At 63.2% G+C, this 18,494-nt stretch carries 17 protein-coding genes; 3 read left to right on the top strand and 14 right to left on the bottom strand.

Going from position 1 to position 18,494, the window contains the following annotated elements; genetic code table 11:
• Positions 1–3 precede the first annotated feature (3 nt).
• The 8 genes from ACIPZF_RS05500 to ACIPZF_RS05465 all read right to left on the bottom strand — a co-directional run bounded on the left by ACIPZF_RS05500 (position 4) and on the right by ACIPZF_RS05465 (position 8,886).
• Positions 4–1,374, bottom strand: coding sequence for an efflux transporter outer membrane subunit (locus ACIPZF_RS05500; protein ID WP_400796193.1), 1,371 nt, complete (start codon positions 1,372–1,374; stop codon positions 4–6).
• A 20-nt stretch (positions 1,375–1,394) separates the two neighbouring features.
• Entirely contained in the window at positions 1,395–2,390 is a 996-nt protein-coding gene (locus ACIPZF_RS05495; protein WP_400796190.1) for a hypothetical protein, read from the bottom strand.
• Positions 2,383–4,539, bottom strand: coding sequence for a peptidase domain-containing ABC transporter (locus ACIPZF_RS05490; protein WP_400796187.1), 2,157 nt, complete (start codon positions 4,537–4,539; stop codon positions 2,383–2,385). Before ACIPZF_RS05490 ends, ACIPZF_RS05495 begins: the two co-directional genes overlap by 8 nt.
• Positions 4,536–5,705 (bottom strand): HlyD family secretion protein, encoded by a 1,170-nt coding sequence (locus tag ACIPZF_RS05485; protein ID WP_400796184.1) that lies wholly within the window; start codon positions 5,703–5,705, stop codon positions 4,536–4,538. Before ACIPZF_RS05485 ends, ACIPZF_RS05490 begins: the two co-directional genes overlap by 4 nt.
• A gap of 150 nt (positions 5,706–5,855) precedes the next feature.
• Positions 5,856–6,008: a hypothetical protein gene (locus tag ACIPZF_RS05480; RefSeq protein ID WP_400796182.1), complete on the bottom strand. Its 153-nt coding sequence runs from the start codon at positions 6,006–6,008 to the stop codon at positions 5,856–5,858.
• Positions 6,009–6,258: 250 nt separating this feature from the next.
• Complete coding sequence (locus ACIPZF_RS05475; RefSeq protein ID WP_400796179.1) at positions 6,259–7,230, bottom strand: thymidylate synthase; 972 nt, start codon at positions 7,228–7,230, stop codon at positions 6,259–6,261.
• A 50-nt stretch (positions 7,231–7,280) separates the two neighbouring features.
• Positions 7,281–8,087: a prolipoprotein diacylglyceryl transferase gene (gene lgt, locus ACIPZF_RS05470; protein ID WP_400796176.1), complete on the bottom strand. Its 807-nt coding sequence runs from the start codon at positions 8,085–8,087 to the stop codon at positions 7,281–7,283.
• A 16-nt stretch (positions 8,088–8,103) separates the two neighbouring features.
• Entirely contained in the window at positions 8,104–8,886 is a 783-nt protein-coding gene (locus tag ACIPZF_RS05465; RefSeq protein WP_400796173.1) for a sulfite exporter TauE/SafE family protein, read from the bottom strand.
• A 130-nt stretch (positions 8,887–9,016) separates the two neighbouring features.
• Between ACIPZF_RS05465 and ACIPZF_RS05460 the strand changes: the two genes are divergently transcribed.
• Positions 9,017–9,763 (top strand): NRDE family protein, encoded by a 747-nt coding sequence (locus ACIPZF_RS05460; protein ID WP_400796171.1) that lies wholly within the window; start codon positions 9,017–9,019, stop codon positions 9,761–9,763.
• 107 nt (positions 9,764–9,870) lie between these two features.
• Here the strand turns inward: ACIPZF_RS05460 and ptsP are convergent, their stop codons facing one another.
• Both ptsP and ACIPZF_RS05450 read right to left on the bottom strand, forming a co-directional pair.
• Complete coding sequence (gene ptsP, locus ACIPZF_RS05455; protein ID WP_400796169.1) at positions 9,871–12,150, bottom strand: phosphoenolpyruvate--protein phosphotransferase; 2,280 nt, start codon at positions 12,148–12,150, stop codon at positions 9,871–9,873.
• A 22-nt stretch (positions 12,151–12,172) separates the two neighbouring features.
• A complete protein-coding gene (locus ACIPZF_RS05450) occupies positions 12,173–12,652 on the bottom strand; it encodes an RNA pyrophosphohydrolase (RefSeq protein ID WP_003249017.1) in 480 nt (159 codons plus the stop codon).
• 141 nt (positions 12,653–12,793) lie between these two features.
• Here ACIPZF_RS05450 and ACIPZF_RS05445 point away from each other — a divergent pair, with 141 nt between their 5' ends.
• A complete protein-coding gene (locus ACIPZF_RS05445; RefSeq protein WP_400796166.1) occupies positions 12,794–13,450 on the top strand; it encodes an HAD family hydrolase in 657 nt (218 codons plus the stop codon).
• A gap of 109 nt (positions 13,451–13,559) precedes the next feature.
• Here the strand turns inward: ACIPZF_RS05445 and ACIPZF_RS05440 are convergent, their stop codons facing one another.
• Together ACIPZF_RS05440 and ilvA are read right to left on the bottom strand one after the other, a co-directional pair.
• Positions 13,560–13,985, bottom strand: a complete 426-nt coding sequence (locus ACIPZF_RS05440; RefSeq protein ID WP_400796163.1) for a DUF2269 domain-containing protein — start codon at positions 13,983–13,985, stop codon at positions 13,560–13,562.
• Positions 13,986–14,024: 39 nt separating this feature from the next.
• Positions 14,025–15,539 (bottom strand): threonine ammonia-lyase, biosynthetic, encoded by a 1,515-nt coding sequence (gene ilvA, locus ACIPZF_RS05435; RefSeq protein WP_400796160.1) that lies wholly within the window; start codon positions 15,537–15,539, stop codon positions 14,025–14,027.
• A gap of 146 nt (positions 15,540–15,685) precedes the next feature.
• Here ilvA and rpiA point away from each other — a divergent pair, with 146 nt between their 5' ends.
• Positions 15,686–16,360: a ribose-5-phosphate isomerase RpiA gene (gene rpiA, locus ACIPZF_RS05430; RefSeq protein ID WP_012274697.1), complete on the top strand. Its 675-nt coding sequence runs from the start codon at positions 15,686–15,688 to the stop codon at positions 16,358–16,360.
• A gap of 96 nt (positions 16,361–16,456) precedes the next feature.
• Here rpiA and ACIPZF_RS05425 read toward each other — a convergent pair whose 3' ends face one another.
• Both ACIPZF_RS05425 and ACIPZF_RS05420 read right to left on the bottom strand, forming a co-directional pair.
• Positions 16,457–17,368 (bottom strand): SdiA-regulated domain-containing protein, encoded by a 912-nt coding sequence (locus ACIPZF_RS05425; RefSeq protein ID WP_400796158.1) that lies wholly within the window; start codon positions 17,366–17,368, stop codon positions 16,457–16,459.
• A 91-nt stretch (positions 17,369–17,459) separates the two neighbouring features.
• The gene (locus tag ACIPZF_RS05420) at positions 17,460–18,386 is read right to left on the bottom strand and encodes an SdiA-regulated domain-containing protein (protein WP_400797104.1); all 927 of its coding nucleotides are present in this window, start codon (positions 18,384–18,386) and stop codon (positions 17,460–17,462) included.
• Positions 18,387–18,494: the final 108 nt, after the last annotated feature.

Genomic DNA, 18,494 nt, shown 5'->3' with positions numbered 1-18,494 from the left:
GTTTCAGCTCCAGCCGCCCCCGAGTGCCTTGTACAGCGACAGGCGATTACCCAGCCCCGCCAACTGCGCGCGGATAAAGCCTTGTTGCGCCGCGCTAAGGCTGCGTTGTGCATCCAGCACTTCCAGGTAGCTGTTCAGGCCGTCTTCGTACAGCAACGTTGCCAGCTCCACCCGTCGCCGTTCATTCGCCACCAGCAAACGCTGCGCCTCCAGCTCACGGCGCAGCGGCTCAGCGGACCCCAAGGCATCGGCCACCTCCCGAAAGCCCTGTTGGATGGCCTGTTCATATTCGCTTACGGCAATATCCCGTTGGGCCTTGGCCAAGGCCAGTTGTGACCCCCGACGCCTGAAGTCGAACACCGGCAACGCCACATCGGGCACAAACGACCAGGCCCGCGCCCCGCCCCGGAACAACTGGTTCAGCTGCGGACTGCTCAACCCCAGCAGCCCGGTCAGGGAAATACGTGGCAGATAGGCCGCCCGCGCGGCGCCGATATTGGCGTTGTAGGCTTTCAGCCGGGCCTCGGCGGCGCGAATGTCTGGACGCTGGGTCAGCAAGTCCGAGGGAAGCCCCGCCACAACCGGCGCCAATACCTGCTCGGCTTCCAGCGCTGCCGGCTGCAACCGGGCGGGTGCCACCCTCGCACCTGTGAGCAACTCCAGGCGGTTGAGCGCCAGCACCAGCGCCCGCTCGGCATTCGCCTGCGAGCCCGCCACACCCAATACCAATGCCTGGGCTTGACGTACTTCCAGTTCACTGGCCAATCCCTGCCCACGCCGCCGCTCGATCAAGGCCAGCGACCGCTCGCCAGCGGTAAGCAACTGGCCATCACGCTCGCGCAGATTCACGTAAGCCAGCGTTTCGTAATAGGCTGCGGCCACCTCGGCCACCAGCCCGATCTGCACGGCTCGGGCATCCTCTTCGGTCGCCAGCAGCTGCTGACCCGCACTCTCGCGCAGCGCCCTGACACGTCCCCAGATATCCAGCTCGTAAGCGGTGATGCCGATGCCCAGACTGAAGCGACCCTGCTCAACGATCTGCCGCTCGCCCGTTGGCGAATCCAGCGCCGACAATTGCCTGCGCTGGGTCGCCCCCTGCACGCCCAAGGCCGGCCACAGCTCGGCACTGGCCATACCGAGCAGAGCCCGGGCTTCGTCGATCCGCTGCACCGCGATTCGCAGGCTTCGATTATGCTCCAGCGCCTGGGCTATCAACTCGCGCAGGTGCTGGTCGTTGAACATCTGCTGCCAGTCGGGCAACAGCGCGGCAGCGGGTTGCGCGGGTTGGTCGCGCCACTGTTGCGCGACGGGAGCCTGAGGCCGCTCATAGGTGGGCACGAAAGAACAGCCGGCCAAAGCCAGGCAGGTAGCCACTCCCCAAGCCTTCGGACCTCTCATCGTCTGCCGTCCAAGCCTGCCGTGCCACGCTGTTCCCCCGCCGACCGCTGGCGCTGGTAGTAGGCTTCGAGTCGGGGCAAATACAGCCATTGCTCAGGCGCCGCGCCGATGAACCGCTCGAGCGCTGCCATCCACTGTCGCTGCATGATCGCCAGTGGCGCCGCACGAACACGGGTCAGAATCCGCACCTGCCCTCTCCCACCCAACTGCGCCCGATGCCCAACCATCAAGGCATCGCACTGCAGCTTCGCCGCCAGGAACAGCGGCCCTTTGACGAACTGCGCGCAACGCTCGAACAGCCTCCCCGGCAGCGGCTCACCAAAGCGCAAGGCCCCCATGCTGACCGGCAGGTCGCAGAACAGAATGACCCGCTCCCCGCGTTTCAGTGCACGGGCCATGGTCAGCGCCGTGGTTGGATGGGCGGCGTCGAGCACCTCCACGCGATGCCCCAGGCCCTCGAGTTGGCGCAGCGAAGCCTGGGTGTAGGCATCGGCGAAGTTCCAGATCGGGATCACGAAGCGTGTCGGCGAAGCTTCACGAGCCATGACACTGGTCACCGCCATCCAGTACTCGCCCGTGTGCAGCAGCAGATACAGCGCCGGCCGGCTCGCGGCAGGCCAACCCAGCGGATCGACCTCGGGGATGCCGTTCACCCAGGCCCTGAGCGCCTGTGGTTGGCGGCGGGGGTACAGCCGCTCGTGCACGGCCCGCTGCAACTGCAACACACCATAACGGCAGGCCAGGGCCTGCGCCTGCGGTCGCGCGTAGCCCAAGGCTTCGAGGTTCTGTCGGCACAGGCTGTAGTCCTTGCCGCGCCAAGCCGCCGGCAACCGCTGCAGCAGCGCGGGAAGCACCCGAAACAGCCAGCCCAACGGCACAAAGCGCGCAATCCATGCCAGGCATCGCGCCACCCCGTGAGCCAGATAGGCCCTGGCGCTCATGCGTAACAGCCAATAGCGCATGCGCCAGCCAACACGCGCAGGCTCAGCCATACGACTCTCCCGCCGGTATCGATCGCAACTGCCCAGCGTGCATGCGCAACACGCGATCGCAGGCCTTGGCGACTTCCGGATCGTGAGTCACGATCACGCAAAGCGTGGTCAACTGCTCAAGGGTGGCGATGATGCGGTCACGGGCATCGGCATCCAGGTGCGACGTAGGTTCGTCCAGCAGCAACATCTGCGGGCGCCGGTACAGCGCACGGGCGATCAACAACCGTTGTTTCTGGCCGGTGGAGAGCTGCACGCCTGCCGGCCCCAACTTGGTATTGAAGCCATTGGCCAAGCCTTGCACTGCCGTCAGCAGGCCAGCCTGTTCTACGCAGGATTGCAACCAGGCCGCGTCGACACGGTCGCTGTCGAGGGTGATGTTGTCGGTCACGCTGGCGCTGATGATTTCGTCATGGGCCGTGACATAGGCCAACTGCTGCCGAAAGCGCTGCAGGCCGAACCGCTGCAGTGCAATACCATTGACTTCGAATTGCCCGCCATCGAGCCGATAGAAGCCCGCCAGCACCTTGAGCAGGGTGCTCTTGCCGCACCCGGAGGGCCCGAAGATGGCGACCTTGCTGCCGGCCGCCAGGTGCAGGTCGACATCGGCGAATACCGGACGCTCGAAACTGCTGTAGCGGAACACCCCGCCACGCACCTGAAGGCTTCGTAGTATCGGCGCGGCTTGGTCGGCTCGCGCCTGATACAGATTGTCGTCCAGCACCTCGGGTTGTTCGTCGACGATATCCTCCACCCGGCTCAGCTCCACCCGCAACAGGCGCAGGTTGGCATATCGGTCGAGCACCTTGAGCGTGCAGCCCATGAACATGTCTTTATAGAGCACGAAGGCGAACAGGTCGCCGATGCTGTTTTCACCCTGCAGCACGGCAAAAGCCCCCAAGGCACTGACCAGCAATGAGTGGCCGTGGGACAGGCCTTCATGGACCACGCCATTCATGGCCTGCAGGCGCTGCACGCGGGCGCGGGCGGCTTCGGTCTCGACGTGCTGGTTACTCCAGCAGGCCAGTTTGGCGCCTTCATAGCGGTAGAGCTTCATCGACTCCACGGCGCCGAGTGTGCCGAGCAGGGTGACATTTCTGGCGGTTTCGGCTTCGATCGAGGCTTTGTGAGTCCGCTCCATCATCGGCAGGGTCAGCAGGCGAAACAGGAAAAACAGCGCGCAAAGCCCAAGTGACAGTGCCGCCAGTTGCAGATTGATCAGTGCCATCAGACCGAGGAAGGCAAGACCGAAGAATGCGTCGATCGCCAAATCCATCCAGCCAGCGGTGAACTGAATGTAGGCGCGGTCGCTGACTTGGGTGCGACGCAAGATATCCCCTGGCGCACGCCGCTCGAAGTAGTCCACCGGCAGGCGTAACAGCCACGCCACCACGCCGATACCCAGGTCCTGGCTGAGGGCGACGCGCAGTTGCGCGTCCAGCCACGCGCGCACCCAGGCGGCTGCGGACTTGAGCAGAAATACGGCGCCGAACACATAGAGGATCAAGAACAGAAAATCAGCATCGTTCTTGGCCACGACCTCATCGATGGTCAACGAGAACAGCTTCGGCGCGGCAATCGCACCCAGGTACATGACGATGGCCAGCAGGCCCATGGGGATCAGGTAACGCAGCAGCCAGGGGTTGGCGGCCAGCACACTGCCAAGGCCCAGGGCCTGGCGTGTGGGGCTTTTGCGGCGCAAGGTGAACTGCAGGCCCGGCACCAGCTCCAGGGCCACGCCGCTGAACAGCGGCAGCGCTTCTTCCCAGGTGTAGAAGCGCCGCCCCAAGGCAGGATCGACGATATGCAGGCCGCGCCCGTCCACCGCTTCCAGCACCACGAAGTGCATCTTGTTCCAGAACAGGATAGACGGCGCGCGTACCTGGCGCAGGCCGTCGAGCATCACCTTGAGCGGCCGGCAAGCGAACCCCGAGGCCTCGCACACCTTGATGATCTGGAACAACGACATGCCATCGCGCGCCACCGTGCAACGTTGGCGCATCTGCCGCAACGTGGTGGCCTGGCCGTGGTAACTGGCGATCATGGCAATGGCGGCCAGGCCACACTCGGCCATCTCGTCCTGAAGAATGATCGGCACCCTTGGGCGAATCCAACGCTTGGCGCGCCCCATGGCATCGCCGAACAGGGTCATGTCGCCACCGCCTGGAGAAAGTCGGGATTACGCTGGCTACCCTTGAGCAGTGGCAAGAAAAGCCATTCGATCAGGCTGAGCGACTGCAGGTGCAACGAACCGCGCAGGGTCATGCCGTCCTTGAGCCACTCTTCGCGGATGCGTGTGCGCGGATCGCTGAAATCAAGGGCAACCTCCACCAGGTACATGGCCTCACCCTGCGCATTGGCCGCAGCCCCGAGTTGCGGATCTCGGTAGGTGCTGGCGGTACTGTGCACGATTTGCCCTTTCACCACGCCGTAGCGCTCATAGGGGAATGCGTCGAGCCTCACGATCACCGGCGTCCCCGGGCTTGCGAAACCGATGCTCGACGGGCTGATATCGAGCATCACCGTTGGTGCAGGGCGTTCGGGCTGGTCGATTCGCAAGAGCATCATCGGCTGGCCGGCTTGGGCCCGGCTGCCAGCGAACACCGAGACGCCATCGACGATACCTTCCACCGGCGACAGCAACACGTACTGCTGGCGTTTGCTAACAGCTTCCCGCCGCTCCAGCAGTTCGTGACGTTGGCGGGCAATTTCGCCGAGGCGCAGGGTGAGCTGGTGGCCGGCGTCGCGGCTGCGCTGCTGCAATTCCAGCAAGCGTTGGCGCGCCGCCACATTGGCCTGCTGATTGCTGGCCAGGTTCTGCTGAGCGGTTTCGTGACGCACGATTGCTTCATTCAGCGCAGCCTCGGACACCGCCCCCTCACGTGCCAGACGCTCATGTCGCCGCTGCAGGCCTGCGGCAATGCCGACGCGGCGGCGAATCGACTGTTCGATCTGCTCGTTCAGCGCGAGGTCAGCCTGCAGTTGTTCGATTTGCAGCGCCAGGGACTGGCTTTGAGACTGGTAGAGCTCACGGGCATGCTGCTCGTCGCTGTGGGTGTCGGCCAACAAACTGTCCAGGCGCTCGGCGCTTTGCGCGGCGGTGGTCTGGCCATTGGCTTCGCTGAAATTCTCAGGCTCCTGCGGGCGAATCCGCAGCAGGGGTTGATCCTTGTGTACCGCTTGCCCGGCCGTTACCAGCACCTCCTGGACATGCACACTGCCTTCACTGGCAATGCGCACCACATCGCGGGTCAGGATACGGCCCTGGACCTCTTCTTTGCGCGCATATTCACCCACCAGCAACAGGATGACGAGCATAAAAAAAAACAGGCACAGCAGCCATCCGAAGACCAGACTGCGCACTGGCGCACGCTGGGCGACCCTTCCCAGTTCCAACATGGCAATTGCCCCTCGAGGCAGCGTGAGGAAGGGAGCGGCGCCACTCCCCCCAGTGAAGGCGTCGAGGCCTCAGCTGACGGTTGCGACCACCGCAATGGCCGTGTCGATCACTTGGCCGATCGCCTGGCCAACGTCAGCCCAGGTACCAGCGCCTCGTACATCGAGGGTTTCTTCCAGGGTCATTTCCAGTGGGGCTTGGGTCGTTTCGACTTGTGGGTACATATCGATACCTCGTTTTTTTTATCGAAGGGAGGGGGACGCCGAGCGGTTGCTGTTTGAAAAATGCTCGCCATCACCGCCGACAGCAAGCGGCGTGGCGCTTGCTGTCAGGCCGGATAATTGTCCCTGAGTCAACAAGGTGGCGATAGCATATGGCTCCGAACGGGATGTGGGAGCGCGAAGATTGGTGATGTAGGAAAAGCCAACCGGACTGTAGGGAAGAATTACAGCCCGGTGATTGGAAGGCTTGAGATCAGACCGCCATCGGCGCCGTCATCGGCGCATGGTGCTCATACCCTTCGAGGCTGAAGTCGCTCGGCTCGATCTTCTCCAGCCACTCCGGTTCGTACTTGCCGGTCTTGGCGAACTCCGGCACGCGGTCACTGATTACCAGCTTCGGCGCTTCCAGCGGCTCGCGCTTGAGTTGCTCGTTGAGCATGTCCAGGTGGTTTTCGTACACATGGGCATCGCCGATGAAGTAGGTGAACCAGCGCGGCGTATAACCGGTCAGGCGGGCGAACAGCGACAGCAGCGCTGCGCCTTCGGTAAGGTTGAACGGTGTGCCCAGGCCCAGGTCGTTGGAACGGATGTAGAGGGTCAGGGAAAGCTCCTTCGTCTCGACATTCGGGTGGAACTGGTACAGCAAATGGCAAGGCGGCAGCGCCATTTCGTCCAGCTGGGCGCAGTTCCAGCCATGGAACAGGATGCGCCGGCTGCCCGGGTCGTTGGCGATGGTGTCCAGGCACTGACGCACCTGGTCGATGGCCTTGTACAGGATGACGAACGCCTGGCCGTCTTCCTCGTCCTTGGCAATCTGACGGAAGCCGGCTTTCTCGGCCATCTCGATCGCCGCCGGGTTGTTCAGCGGGATGCGCTTGTAACCCGGCCACTGGCGCCATTGCACACCGTAGATCTCGCCGAGGTCGTCATGGCCCTGGCGGAACGGGTTGGCCAGCCACTGGGCATTTTCGTTGGCGTTCTGGTCCCAGACCTTGCAGCCAAGCTCGCGGAACTCACCGGCGTTTTTCACGCCACGCAGGAAGCCGACCATCTCGCCGATGGCAGACTTGAACGCCAGCTTGCGCGTGGTGATGGCTGGAAAGCCCTTCTGCAGGTCGAAGCGCAGCATGGCGCCTGGCAGGCTGATGGTGCGGATGCCGGTGCGGTTGCCCTGCAGCGTGCCGTTTTCGATAACGTCGCGGACCAGGTCCAGATACTGTTTCATGGCTTACCTGTAACAAAAACGGCAGGGGATCGCCCCTGCCGTGGGATTAATCAGGCGGGTTTCGCCGTAGGCTTGCGATTATAAGCCCACCAGATCAGAACGAGGCCACCGACTATCATCGGAATGCACAGCAACTGGCCTTGGGTCAGCCAGCCGAAGGCGATGTAACCCAGTTGCGCATCCGGCACCCGGACAAACTCCACGGCAAAGCGGAAGATGCCGTAAAACAGCGAGAACATGCCCGACACCGCCATGGTTGGCCGCGGCTTGCGCGAGAACAGCCAGAGGATGACGAACAGCGCCACGCCTTCCAACGCGAACTGGTACAGCTGCGACGGGTGCCGTGGCAGCTGTGCCGGGTCGCTGAACGGCGGGAAGATCATCGCCCATGGCAGGTCGGTGGGCTTGCCCCACAACTCGGCATTGATGAAGTTGCCGATGCGCCCGGCACCCAGGCCGATCGGCACCAACGGGGCGACGAAGTCCATCAGTTCGAAGAACGACTTGTTGTTGCGCTTGCCAAACCACAGCGCCGCCAGCATCACGCCGATGAAGCCGCCGTGGAACGACATGCCGCCCTTCCACACCTCGAAAATCAGCGTCGGGTTGGCCAGGTAGGCATGCAGGTCGTAGAACAGCACGTAACCCAGGCGCCCGCCGACGATCACCCCCATCGACAGCCAGAACACCAGGTCGGAGAGCTTCTCGCGCGACCAGGTGGGGTCGAAGCGGTTGAGTCGGCGCGAAGCGAGCAGCCAGGCGCCGCCGATGCCGATCAGGTACATCAGGCCGTACCAGTGGATTTTCAGCGGCCCGAGGGCCACGGCCACGGGGTCTATCTGCGGGTAAGGCAGCATGGATATTCCTCTCGTTTCAAATCAGGAAGCTCAGGCCGACGCAGAACAGCAGCGCGGCGAACAGACGCTTGAGCAGGCGCGGCGACAGCTTGTGCGCCAGGCGCGCGCCGAAGCGGGCGAAAAACATGCTGGTCACGGCAATGCCGACCAGCGCTGGCAGATAGACATAGCCCACGCTGTGCGCCGGCAAGTGTTCTTCGTGCCAGCCCAACCACATGAAGCTCAACGCGCTGGCCACGGCAATCGGCAGGCCGCAGGCCGAGGACGTGGCCACCGCCTGCTGCATCGGCAGGCTGCGCCAGGTCAGGAACGGTACGGTCAACGAGCCACCGCCGATGCCAAAGATCGCCGACGCCCAGCCGATTACCCCACCCGCGCCGATCAGCACCGGTTTGCCGGGGATGCCACGGCTGGCCTTGGGTTTGAAGTCCAGGGCCATCTGTACGGCTATGATCAGCGCGAACACGCCGATGATCTTCTGCAACTGCGGGCCCTGAATCAGCGAAGCGGTCTTGGCACCTACCAGGGCGCCGAGCAGGATGCCGACGGTCATCCAGGCGAAAATGGGCCACTGCACCGCGCCCTTGCGGTGGTGTTCGAGCACGGCGTTGATCGAGGTGAAGACGATGGTGGCCAGCGATGTGCCGACTGCCAGGTGGGTCAGTACGGATGCGTCGAAGCCCTGCAAGGTGAAGCTGAACACCAGCACCGGCACGATGATGATGCCCCCGCCCACGCCGAACAGCCCGGCCAGCACGCCGGCGCAGGCGCCCAACAGCAGATAGAGTGCGAACTCCATTCGTCGTCCCCGAGAAAAACAATCCGGCATGGTAACGGAAGCTGGGCACGAGGCTCTAGTGAACTCTGTGACAGGATGGATCACCGCCGCCGCAGTGGGTACAGTGACGAAAAACACAGAGGCCCAACCGATGTGCCTGATCGTATTCGCCTGGCGGCCGGGGCACGCCCTGCCGCTGATCGTGGCGGCCAACCGCGACGAGTTCTATGCCCGGCCCACCCAGGCCCTGGCGGCCTGGGAAGATGCGCCTGGGGTGCATGCCGGGCGCGACCTGGAGGCCGGTGGTACGTGGCTGGGTGTGGGGCCGCAGGGGCGGTTTGCCGCGCTGACCAATATTCGTGACCCTGGGCAAGCACTAGGGCCGCGCTCGCGCGGCGAGCTGGTGGCGGCCTACCTGCAAGGAGAGCTTGGGGTCGAGGCCTACCTGGACGAGGTCGCCAGCCGCAGCAAACAGTATTCGGGGTTCAATCTGCTGGTGGGTGATGCGGGCCAACTGGGTTATCTGCACGCCCGCGAAGCGGCGCCACGCTTGCTGGGGGCTGGGGTGTACGGGGTTTCCAATGCAGGGCTGGATACGCCTTGGCCGAAACTGGTGAAGGCGCGCAGTGGGCTGGAGGGGTTGCTGGATTCAGCGGATCCGCAGCAGCTATTGGCGTTGCTGGCCGATGGTGAGACGGCCCCTGAGAGTGAATTGCCGGAAACGGGTGTGGGGTTGGCGACGGAGAAGCTGCTGTCGAGCGTGTTCATTGCCAGTCAGAACTATGGGACACGGGCCAGTACGGTGCTGATTGTGGACGATCAGGGGAAAAGACGGCTGATTGAGCGCAGTTTCGGGCCGTTTGGTGGACATTTAGGAGAGATCGAGCTACTGATTTGATGGTGATTGTTCCGGCCTCTTCGCGGGCAAGCCCGCTCCCACAATGATCGGCGTTGGCAGAACCATTGTGGGAGCGGGCTTGCCCCGCGAATAGGCCGGTACAGATATCAGAGGGTCTTGTTGGCCCCAGGCCCGATCATCCGCGCCAGGCCAAGGTTCTTCAGCGCCAGCTGCAACGAGCTGTGGATCACCTGCGGGTTGTCATGGCTCAGGGCGTCGGCCAGCAGCTCCTTGGCCTTGCTCATGTTGACCTGGCGCAGCATCCACTTCACTTTCGGCAGGTTGGTGGCGTTCATCGACAAGCTGTCGAAGCCCATGGCCATCAACAGGATTGCCGCCGCCGGGTCACCGGCCATCTCGCCACAGATGCTCACCGGCTTGCCTTCGCCATGGGCGTCGCGCACCACGGTGTTCAAGGCCTGCAGCACCGCCGGGTGCAGGTAGTCGTAGAGGTCGGCGACCCGCGGGTTGTTGCGGTCTACGGCCAACAGGTACTGGGTCAGGTCGTTGGAGCCGACCGACAGGAAGTCCACCTGCCGCGCCAGCTCCTTGGTCTGGTACACCGCCGCCGGGATTTCGACCATCACGCCCACCGGGGGCATCGGCACATCGGTGCCTTCGTCGCGCACTTCGCCCCAGGCACGGTGGATCAGGTGCAGGGCCTCTTCCAGTTCGTGGATACCCGAAATCATCGGCAACAGGATGCGCAGGTTGTTCAGGCCTTCGCTGGCCTTGAGCATGGCGCGGGTCTGGACCAGGAAGATTTCCGGGTGGTCGAGGGTGACGCGGATGCCGCGCCAGCCCAGGAACGGGTTTTCTTCCTTGATCGGGAAGTAGGACAGGGCCTTGTCGCCGCCGATATCCAGGGTACGCATGGTCACCGGCAGCGGGTGGAACGACGCCAATTGCTCGCGATAGATCGCCAGCTGTTCCTTTTCGCTGGGAAAACGCTGCTGGATCATGAACGGTACTTCAGTGCGGTACAGGCCTACACCCTCGGCGCCACGTTGCTGGGCACGGGCCACGTCGGCAAGCAGGCCGGTGTTGACCCACAACGGCATGCGGTGGCCGTCCGGGGTCACGCAAGGCAGCTCGCGCAGCGCATCGAGGCCTTGGGCCAGCTGGCGTTCCTCTTCGACCACCTCGCTGTACTGCTTGCGCAGCACATCGCTGGGGTTGGTGAACACCTCACCCTTGTAGCCGTCGACGATCAGTTCAATGCCATCGACCTTGGAATACGGAAGATCCACCAGGCCCATGACCGTCGGGATGCCCATGGCCCTGGCCAGGATGGCGACGTGGGAGTTGCCCGAGCCCAGCACCGAGACCAGGCCGACCAGCTTGCCTTCCGGAACTTCGCCAAGCATCGCCGGGGTCAGCTCCTCGCTGACCAGGATGGTGTTGTCGGCATACACCAGCGACTGAGAACGGGCTTCCTGAAGGTAGGCCAGCAGGCGGCGACCAAGATCCTTGACGTCCGAGGCGCGCTCGCGCAGGTAGTCGTCGTCCATCAGTTCGAAGCGGTTGACGTGTTCGCCGACCACCTGACGCAGGGCGCCCTGTGCCCACTGGCCGGTCTTGATGACCTCGGTCACTTCACCGCCGAGGGCGGCGTCTTCGAGCATCATCAAGTACACGTCGAACAGCGCGCGCTCTTCCGGGCGCAGCTGGGTGGCCAGCTTGGCCGACAGCTTGCGCATGTCGGCGCGCACGCCTTCGAGGGCGTTGTTGAACAGTTTCAGTTCAGCGTCGATGTCCTCGACGGTCTTGTCCGGCACCACCTCCAGGTCAGCCGGTGGCAGCATCACCACGGCGCGCCCGACGGCGGCACCTGGCGAGCCCGGCACACCGACGAAGCGCGCTTCCTGGATGCCCTTGCCCTGACGCCCCAGGCCACGGATGGAGCCGGTAGCCTCGGCATGGGCGATAACCCCGGCGAGCTGGGCGCTCATGGTGACCAGGAAGGCTTCTTCACCTTCGTCGAACTGGCGGCGCTCTTTCTGCTGGATGACCAGCACACCCACCACGCGGCGATGGTGGATGATCGGTGCACCGAGGAAAGAGGCGAATTTCTCTTCACCGGTTTCGGCGAAGTAGCGGTAACGCGGGTGGTCGGCGGCGTTTTCCAGGTTCAGCGGCTCTTCCCGGGTACCGACCAGACCGACCAGGCCCTCGTTGGGGGCCATGCTGACCTTGCCGATGGAGCGCTTGTTCAGGCCTTCGCTGGCCATCAGCACGAAGCGGTTGGTTTCCGGGTCGAGCAGGTAGACCGAGCAGACCTGGCTGCCCATGGCTTCCTTCACGCGCAAGACGATGATGCCCAACGCCGTCTTGAGATCTTTGGCGGAGTTCACTTCCTGGACGATCTTGCGCAGCGTATTGAGCATGGCTCGGGGTCGAACTCCGTCGTCAGTCGCGCGTCAATAGACGCGGTGCAAGCTCTTTCAGGGCGCGGCGATACACTTCACGCTTGAAGGTCACCACCTGGCCCAACGGGTACCAATAGCTGACCCAGCGCCAGCCGTCGAATTCAGGCTTGCCGGTCAGGTCCATCCGCACCCGTTGCTCATTGCTCACCAGGCGCAGCAAAAACCACTTTTGCTTCTGGCCGATGCACAGCGGTTGGCTGTGGGTACGGACCAGTCGCTGGGGTAAACGATAACGCAACCAGCCGCGGGTGCAGGCAAGAATTTCCACATCATCGCGTTCAAGGCCAACTTCTTCGTTCAGCTCGCGGTACAGGGCATCTTCCGGCGTCTCGTCAGGGTTGATGCCACCCTGCGGGAATTGCCAGGCATCCTGGTTGATCCGCCGAGCCCATAGCACCTGCCCGGCATCATTCGTGAGAATGATCCCGACATTGGGGCGAAAACCATCCGGGTCGATCACGGCAGCAACCTCGCAAACGCATGTCACCGCATTGTTCCACAAAGCCTGCGAGCGCAGCAACGCGCCCGCCAAGCTTATGTGCAGCGAGGTGAAAACTCCGTATTCTGCGGGCCTACCCAGTAGCTGATGCGAGTGACCACGATGCGCCTGGCTTTATTCGACCTGGACAATACCCTCCTCGGTGGCGACAGCGACCACGCCTGGGGTGATTATTTGTGCGAGCGGGGCATTCTCGACCCGATCGCCTACAAACAACGCAACGACGCCTTCTACCAGGATTACCTGAACGGCACCCTGGACCTGCAGGCCTACCTGGCCTTCTCCATGGAAATCCTCGCGGCCACCGAACCCGCTCAGCTCGACCAGTGGCACGGCGAATTCATGCGCGACTGCATCGAGCCGATCATCCTGCCCAAGGCCCTGGCCTTGCTGCAGCAGCACCGCGATGCCGGCGACCAACTGGTGATCATCACCGCCACCAACCGCTTCGTCACAGCGCCCATTGCCCGCCGCCTGGGCGTGCGCGTGCTGCTGGCGACCGAGTGCGAAATGCAGGATGGCCGCTACACCGGGCGCAGTACCGATATACCGTGTTTCCGTGAAGGCAAGGTGACGAGGCTGGAGCGCTGGATGCTGGAGAACGGCTTCGATCTGGAAGACAGCTATTTCTATAGCGATTCGATGAATGATTTGCCGTTGCTGGAGCGGGTGACGCACGCGGTGGCGGTGGATCCGGATCCGAAACTGCAGGCCGAGGCCGAGCGGCGTGGCTGGCCGGTGGTTTCACTCAGGGATTGATGTATTGCTGCGCCGGCCTCTTCGCGGGGCAAGCCCGCTCTCACAGTGTTCGGGGTTGGTAGGACCATTGTGGGAGCGGGCTTGCCCCGCGAAGAGGCCGGCAAGGCTGTCAGACCGGCTTGGCGCCCATCAATCCGGCAATGGACAGGAAGCAAACACCGCTGAACACTGCCAGGGCCAAGGTAAACCGCAACCCCACCGTTTCGGCCTTGCGCAGCCTGTTCAGCCGCACCAGCAGCCACCACACGGCAAACGCGCCGAAGGTATATATGACGCTGGAGGCCAGCACCCAGGTCTGCCCCAGCGGCCAACCCACCAGGTGCACCAGCCACCAGCCGGTGAACGGCATGCTCACCAGGCACAAACCCATCAACAGCCAGACGAACACCAGTGGCCGACGCAGCAGCTTGCCGTAGGCGTCGGCATCGCCCCGGCGACGGGCGCGGACGGTCCAGATCGCCAGGCCCAGCGCGCCCAGAAGCAGCAGCACGGTGGCGATGACGTGCAAGGCCTTGAGGGTGGTCAGGTGTTCCATGTCTTCACGTCCTTGGGGTAGTTAGCCAAGCTTAGCCGCTCAACCCAGGAACAGCTTGTAGGCCGGGTTGTCGGTTTCGTCCCAGTACGGATAGCCAATCTTGGCCAGCGCCGCCGGCACCAGGTGCCGCTCCTCCTCCGGCACCTGCAACCCGGCCACCACGCGCCCGTCGGCCGCGCCATGGTTGCGGTAGTGGAACATCGAGATGTTCCAGCGCCCGCCCAGCTTGTTGAGGAAGTTGAACAGCGCGCCCGGCCGCTCCGGGAATTCGAAGCGCAGCACCATCTCGTCGCTGGCACCGGCCGAATGGCCGCCGACCATATGGCGGATATGCAGCTTGGCCAGTTCGTTGTCGGTCAGGTCGGTAACCGGGAAACCCTGCTCGATGAGATTCTGCACCAGCGCGGCCCGCGGGTCGTTCTCAGGATGCGTCTGCACACCGACGAAGATGTGGGCCTCGTCGGAAGTGTGCTTGCGGTAGTTGAATTCGGTGATCTGGCGTTTGCCGATGGCCTCGCAGAAGGCCTTGAAGCTGCCCGGGCGCTCGGGAATGGTCACGGCGATGATCGCTTCTCGCTTCTCACCCAGCTCGGCACGCTCGGCGACGTGGCGCAGGCGGTCAAAGTTGACGTTGGCGCCCGAGTCGATGGCGACCAGGGTCTGATCGCTCACGCCGTAGAGTTCCACATACTTCTTGATACCGGCCACACCCAACGCACCGGCAGGTTCGGTGATCGAGCGGGTATCGTCGTAGATATCCTTGATCGCCGCACAAATCTCGTCAGTGCTGACGGTCACCACTTCATCCACATGCAAGCGGCAGATGTCGAAGGTATGCTGGCCGATCTGCGCCACCGCCACGCCATCGGCAAACAGCCCGACCTGCGGCAATACCACACGCTCGCCGGCGGCCATCGCTGCCTGCAGGCAGTTGGAATCATCCGGTTCTACGCCGATCACCTTGATTTCCGGGCGCAGGTATTTCACATAAGCCGCGATGCCGGCGATCAGGCCACCACCGCCCACCGGCACGAAGATCGCGTCCAGCTGGCCCGGGTGCTGGCGCAGGATTTCCATGGCCACGGTGCCTTGGCCTGCGATGGTGTGGGGATCGTCGTAAGGGTGGACATAAACGAAGCCCTTCTCGTCGACCAGCTTCAGCGAGTAGGCCAGCGCCTCGGGGAACGAATCGCCATGCAGAACCACTTTGCCGCCGCGCGAACGCACGCCTTCGACCTTGATCTCCGGGGTGGTCTTGGGCATCACGATAGTGGCCTTGATGCCCATTTCACGCGCGGCCAGGGCCAGGCCCTGGGCGTGGTTGCCGGCGGAGGCGGTAACCACGCCGCGGGCCAGTTCTTCCGGGCTCAGTTGCGCCAGCTTGTTGTACGCCCCGCGGATCTTGAAAGAGAACACCGGCTGCAGGTCTTCACGTTTGAGCAGAATCTGATTGCCCAGGCGCTTGCTCAGCTGCCCAGCGGCCTGCAGCGGGGTTTCGACAGCGACGTCGTAGACGCGCGAGGTGAGGATCTTCTTGACGTACTGTTCGAGCATCGGGAAAGCATCACTGGCCGCGGGACAAGGCCTGCGAGTCTACCCCAGCGCTACGTCGGGCGACCACAGCAAAGCCGCCCTAGCCTGTATGCGAGCCGTTATACTAGGCCACATTGCAAACCGCCCTGCCCCTTTTCGGAGCCCGCATGACCCAGGACCAACTCAAACAGGCCGTCGCCCAGGCCGCTGTCGACTTCATTCTGCCCAAGCTGGATGAAAAGAGCGTCGTCGGCGTCGGCACCGGTTCGACCGCCAACTTCTTCATCGACGCCCTGGCCCAGCACAAGACCGCGTTCGATGGCGCGGTCGCCAGCTCCGAGGCCACTGCCCAGCGTCTGAAAGGCCATGGCATCCCGGTCTACGAGCTGAACAGCGTCAGCGAGCTGGAGTTCTATGTCGACGGCGCCGACGAGAGCGACGCGCACCTGAACCTGATCAAGGGCGGCGGCGCGGCGCTGACCCGCGAGAAGATCGTCGCGGCGGTGGCCAAGACCTTCATCTGCATCGCCGATGGCAGCAAGCTGGTGCCGGTGCTGGGCGCCTTCCCGCTGCCGGTCGAGGTCATCCCGATGGCCCGCAGCCATGTGGCGCGCCAACTGGTGAAGCTGGGCGGCGACCCGGTCTATCGCGAGGGCGTGGTGACCGATAACGGCAACGTGATCCTCGACGTGCACAACCTGCAGATCACCAACCCAGTGGAGCTGGAAGCGCAGATCAATGCGATCGTCGGCGTGGTCACCAATGGCCTGTTCGCGGCGCGGCCGGCGGACTTGCTGCTGCTGGGCACTTCGGAAGGTGTGAAGAGCCTGAAAGCCGAGTGATGTCATTCGCGGGGCAAGCCCGCTCCCACAATGGTTCTGCCAACGCCGATCATTTGTGGGAGCGGGCTTGCCCCGCGAAGAGGCCCTCAGCCGCAATCATTCAGCCGGCTGCTTGAACACATAAAACAGGTTCGGCTCACTGACCAGATAGATCGTCCCCGCCTCGTCCATCGCAATCCCTTCCGCCTGCGGCACCGTCTGTTTCAAGCCCTGATACCCCTTGCGCAATGACATCGTGCTCAGTGGTTTGCCCTTCACATCGAGCTCCAGCACCAGCCGCGATTCATCCGACAGCGCCAGCAGATGCCCACTGCGCTCATCGAACTGCAGGCTCGACAAATCCCTCACGAACAGCCGCGCATCGCGCTTGCGGTCCTGCACCACGTGCACGGCATAAGGCTGCTCCGGGTTATCGTGGGGGAAACCGTGAATCTCGTAGATCACCATCGGGTCGCGCTCCTTGGCCACGAACAGGCGCTTGCCCGCCGAATCAAAGGCCAGGCCTTCAAAGCCCTTGTTGCCGTTCAGGCCGATCCCCAGGCTCAGTTGTTCGGCATCGTTGGCATCAAGGAACATCGTGTCGTCCTCAAGACGCACGCGGATCAGCCGTTGAGTGCGCTCATCGGTGATCACATAGCTGTTCGGTCCTACGTATTCCACCGCCTCCGGATCACCGAAGCCGGTCAGCGGCACACGGCGCAGAATGCGACCGTCGAGGGACAACTCGATCAACTCGGAACGCTTGTTGGTCACCGTAAACAACGTTTTACGGTCGGGGTCGTAGGTCAGTGCGGAAACATCATCGTCCAGCCCTTCGATGGGCTGTGCTTCGATCACCACCTGGTAGCGCTCCAGGCCCATGCTCAGCTCAGCCGGCTGCCACCAGGTCTTGAGGTTGAACCAGCCACGCTCGGCCAAGCGGAAATGCCGCTCGGCCGCACCCAGGACGAGCACGGCGAGCAGGCCAAGGACAGCCAGAACCAGGGGCAGACGAACAGTGCGAAGCATAAAAGGCAGACTCGATTTGAGGATGGCGAATCTAACCACGTTCAACTGAAGTAAAGCTTAATGCCAGCATCAGAATAGTCTGATGCTGCAGTCAGTTCTTCTTGAAGCGATAGAACAGCGCCGGCTCGCTGACCATGTACAGATTGCCCTGGTCGTCCATGGCCACCCCTTCAGCGCGCGGAATGGTGTCCTTGAGGCCGTTGAAACCGCCCAGCAAGGTCATGAAGCTGACCTGCTGGCCTTGCTCGTCGAGCTCCAGCAGCATGTTCGAATCGGCCGACAGCACCAGCAAGTGGCCAGTGCGCGGGTCGACACCCAGGGCCGACAGATTGCGCAGGTCGAGTTCGTCGCTGGCCAGCAATTGCTTGTCACCCTTGAGCGGGGTGCGGCCATCGGTGTTCCAGGTGTACAGCTTTGGCGGCCGTTCCTCGCCGATCACCAGGCGCTGGCGCATCGGGTCCCAGGCGATGGCTTCGAAGCCTTTGTTGCTCTTTACCGAGGGGCCCAGGTCGTGGCTCGGGAAATCCGCGTGCTTCAGCGATTGGGTCTGGGCATCCACTTTGACCACGGTCAGGTCGTGGAGGCGCTCATCGGTGATGGCCAGTTGACCATCTTCGAGCACGGCGACACCTTCGGGGTTGTTCCAGCCCTCCAGGGGGATTTGCCGCAGCACCTCGCCATCGAGGCTCAGCTCGACCAGGAACGGGTTCTTGCCCATGACCACGAACAGCGTGCGGGTTTGCGGGTTGAACGCTATGTCCGAGGCTTCGTCGTCATCCATGCCCGGCAACGGCTTGGCATCGATATCGACCTGATAGTCCGGCAGCCAGACGCTTTCGCTGCGCTCGGCGGTGCTTTCGAAACCTTCCTTGAGCCATAGCAGGCCACGGTCATCCCAGTGCATCGCCACCGCCACGCCGTAGCCGATCACCGCAGCTGCGGCCAGGGCGAAGGGCCAGCGCCGGTAAAAGCGGCGCTTGATTTTGGGGGAGGCGGAGGCGCTGGACATGCGGGGTATTCCTGGGGAAATAGGCTAGGGTTTGCGCATTATCCGGATGGGTTGTGAAAAAAACGGTAAACCGCGTCGTCCGCATCGCGGATGAATCCGCTCCTACAGGGACGGCGC

Origin of the sequence: Pseudomonas sp. NPDC089752 (genome assembly GCF_044748725.1) — a bacterium.
Classification (GTDB): domain Bacteria; phylum Pseudomonadota; class Gammaproteobacteria; order Pseudomonadales; family Pseudomonadaceae; genus Aquipseudomonas.
Note: the sequence above shows the minus strand (reverse complement) of the source record. Positions and strands in the feature narration are given on the sequence as shown.

Coding starts and splice junctions, on each gene's coding strand:
- ACIPZF_RS05495 (WP_400796190.1), bottom strand. CDS start 2,390: ATGGCTGAGCCTGCGCGTGTTGGCTGGCGCATGCGCTATTGGCTGTTA.
- ACIPZF_RS05425 (WP_400796158.1), bottom strand. CDS start 17,368: ATGCTTCGCACTGTTCGTCTGCCCCTGGTTCTGGCTGTCCTTGGCCTG.
- ACIPZF_RS05485 (WP_400796184.1), bottom strand. CDS start 5,705: ATGCTCGTCATCCTGTTGCTGGTGGGTGAATATGCGCGCAAAGAAGAG.
- ACIPZF_RS05445 (WP_400796166.1), top strand. CDS start 12,794: ATGCGCCTGGCTTTATTCGACCTGGACAATACCCTCCTCGGTGGCGAC.
- ACIPZF_RS05475 (WP_400796179.1), bottom strand. CDS start 7,230: ATGAAACAGTATCTGGACCTGGTCCGCGACGTTATCGAAAACGGCACG.
- ptsP (WP_400796169.1), bottom strand. CDS start 12,150: ATGCTCAATACGCTGCGCAAGATCGTCCAGGAAGTGAACTCCGCCAAA.
- ACIPZF_RS05440 (WP_400796163.1), bottom strand. CDS start 13,985: ATGGAACACCTGACCACCCTCAAGGCCTTGCACGTCATCGCCACCGTG.
- ilvA (WP_400796160.1), bottom strand. CDS start 15,539: ATGCTCGAACAGTACGTCAAGAAGATCCTCACCTCGCGCGTCTACGAC.
- lgt (WP_400796176.1), bottom strand. CDS start 8,087: ATGCTGCCTTACCCGCAGATAGACCCCGTGGCCGTGGCCCTCGGGCCG.
- ACIPZF_RS05480 (WP_400796182.1), bottom strand. CDS start 6,008: ATGTACCCACAAGTCGAAACGACCCAAGCCCCACTGGAAATGACCCTG.
- ACIPZF_RS05465 (WP_400796173.1), bottom strand. CDS start 8,886: ATGGAGTTCGCACTCTATCTGCTGTTGGGCGCCTGCGCCGGCGTGCTG.
- ACIPZF_RS05490 (WP_400796187.1), bottom strand. CDS start 4,539: ATGACCCTGTTCGGCGATGCCATGGGGCGCGCCAAGCGTTGGATTCGC.
- rpiA (WP_012274697.1), top strand. CDS start 15,686: ATGACCCAGGACCAACTCAAACAGGCCGTCGCCCAGGCCGCTGTCGAC.
- ACIPZF_RS05460 (WP_400796171.1), top strand. CDS start 9,017: ATGTGCCTGATCGTATTCGCCTGGCGGCCGGGGCACGCCCTGCCGCTG.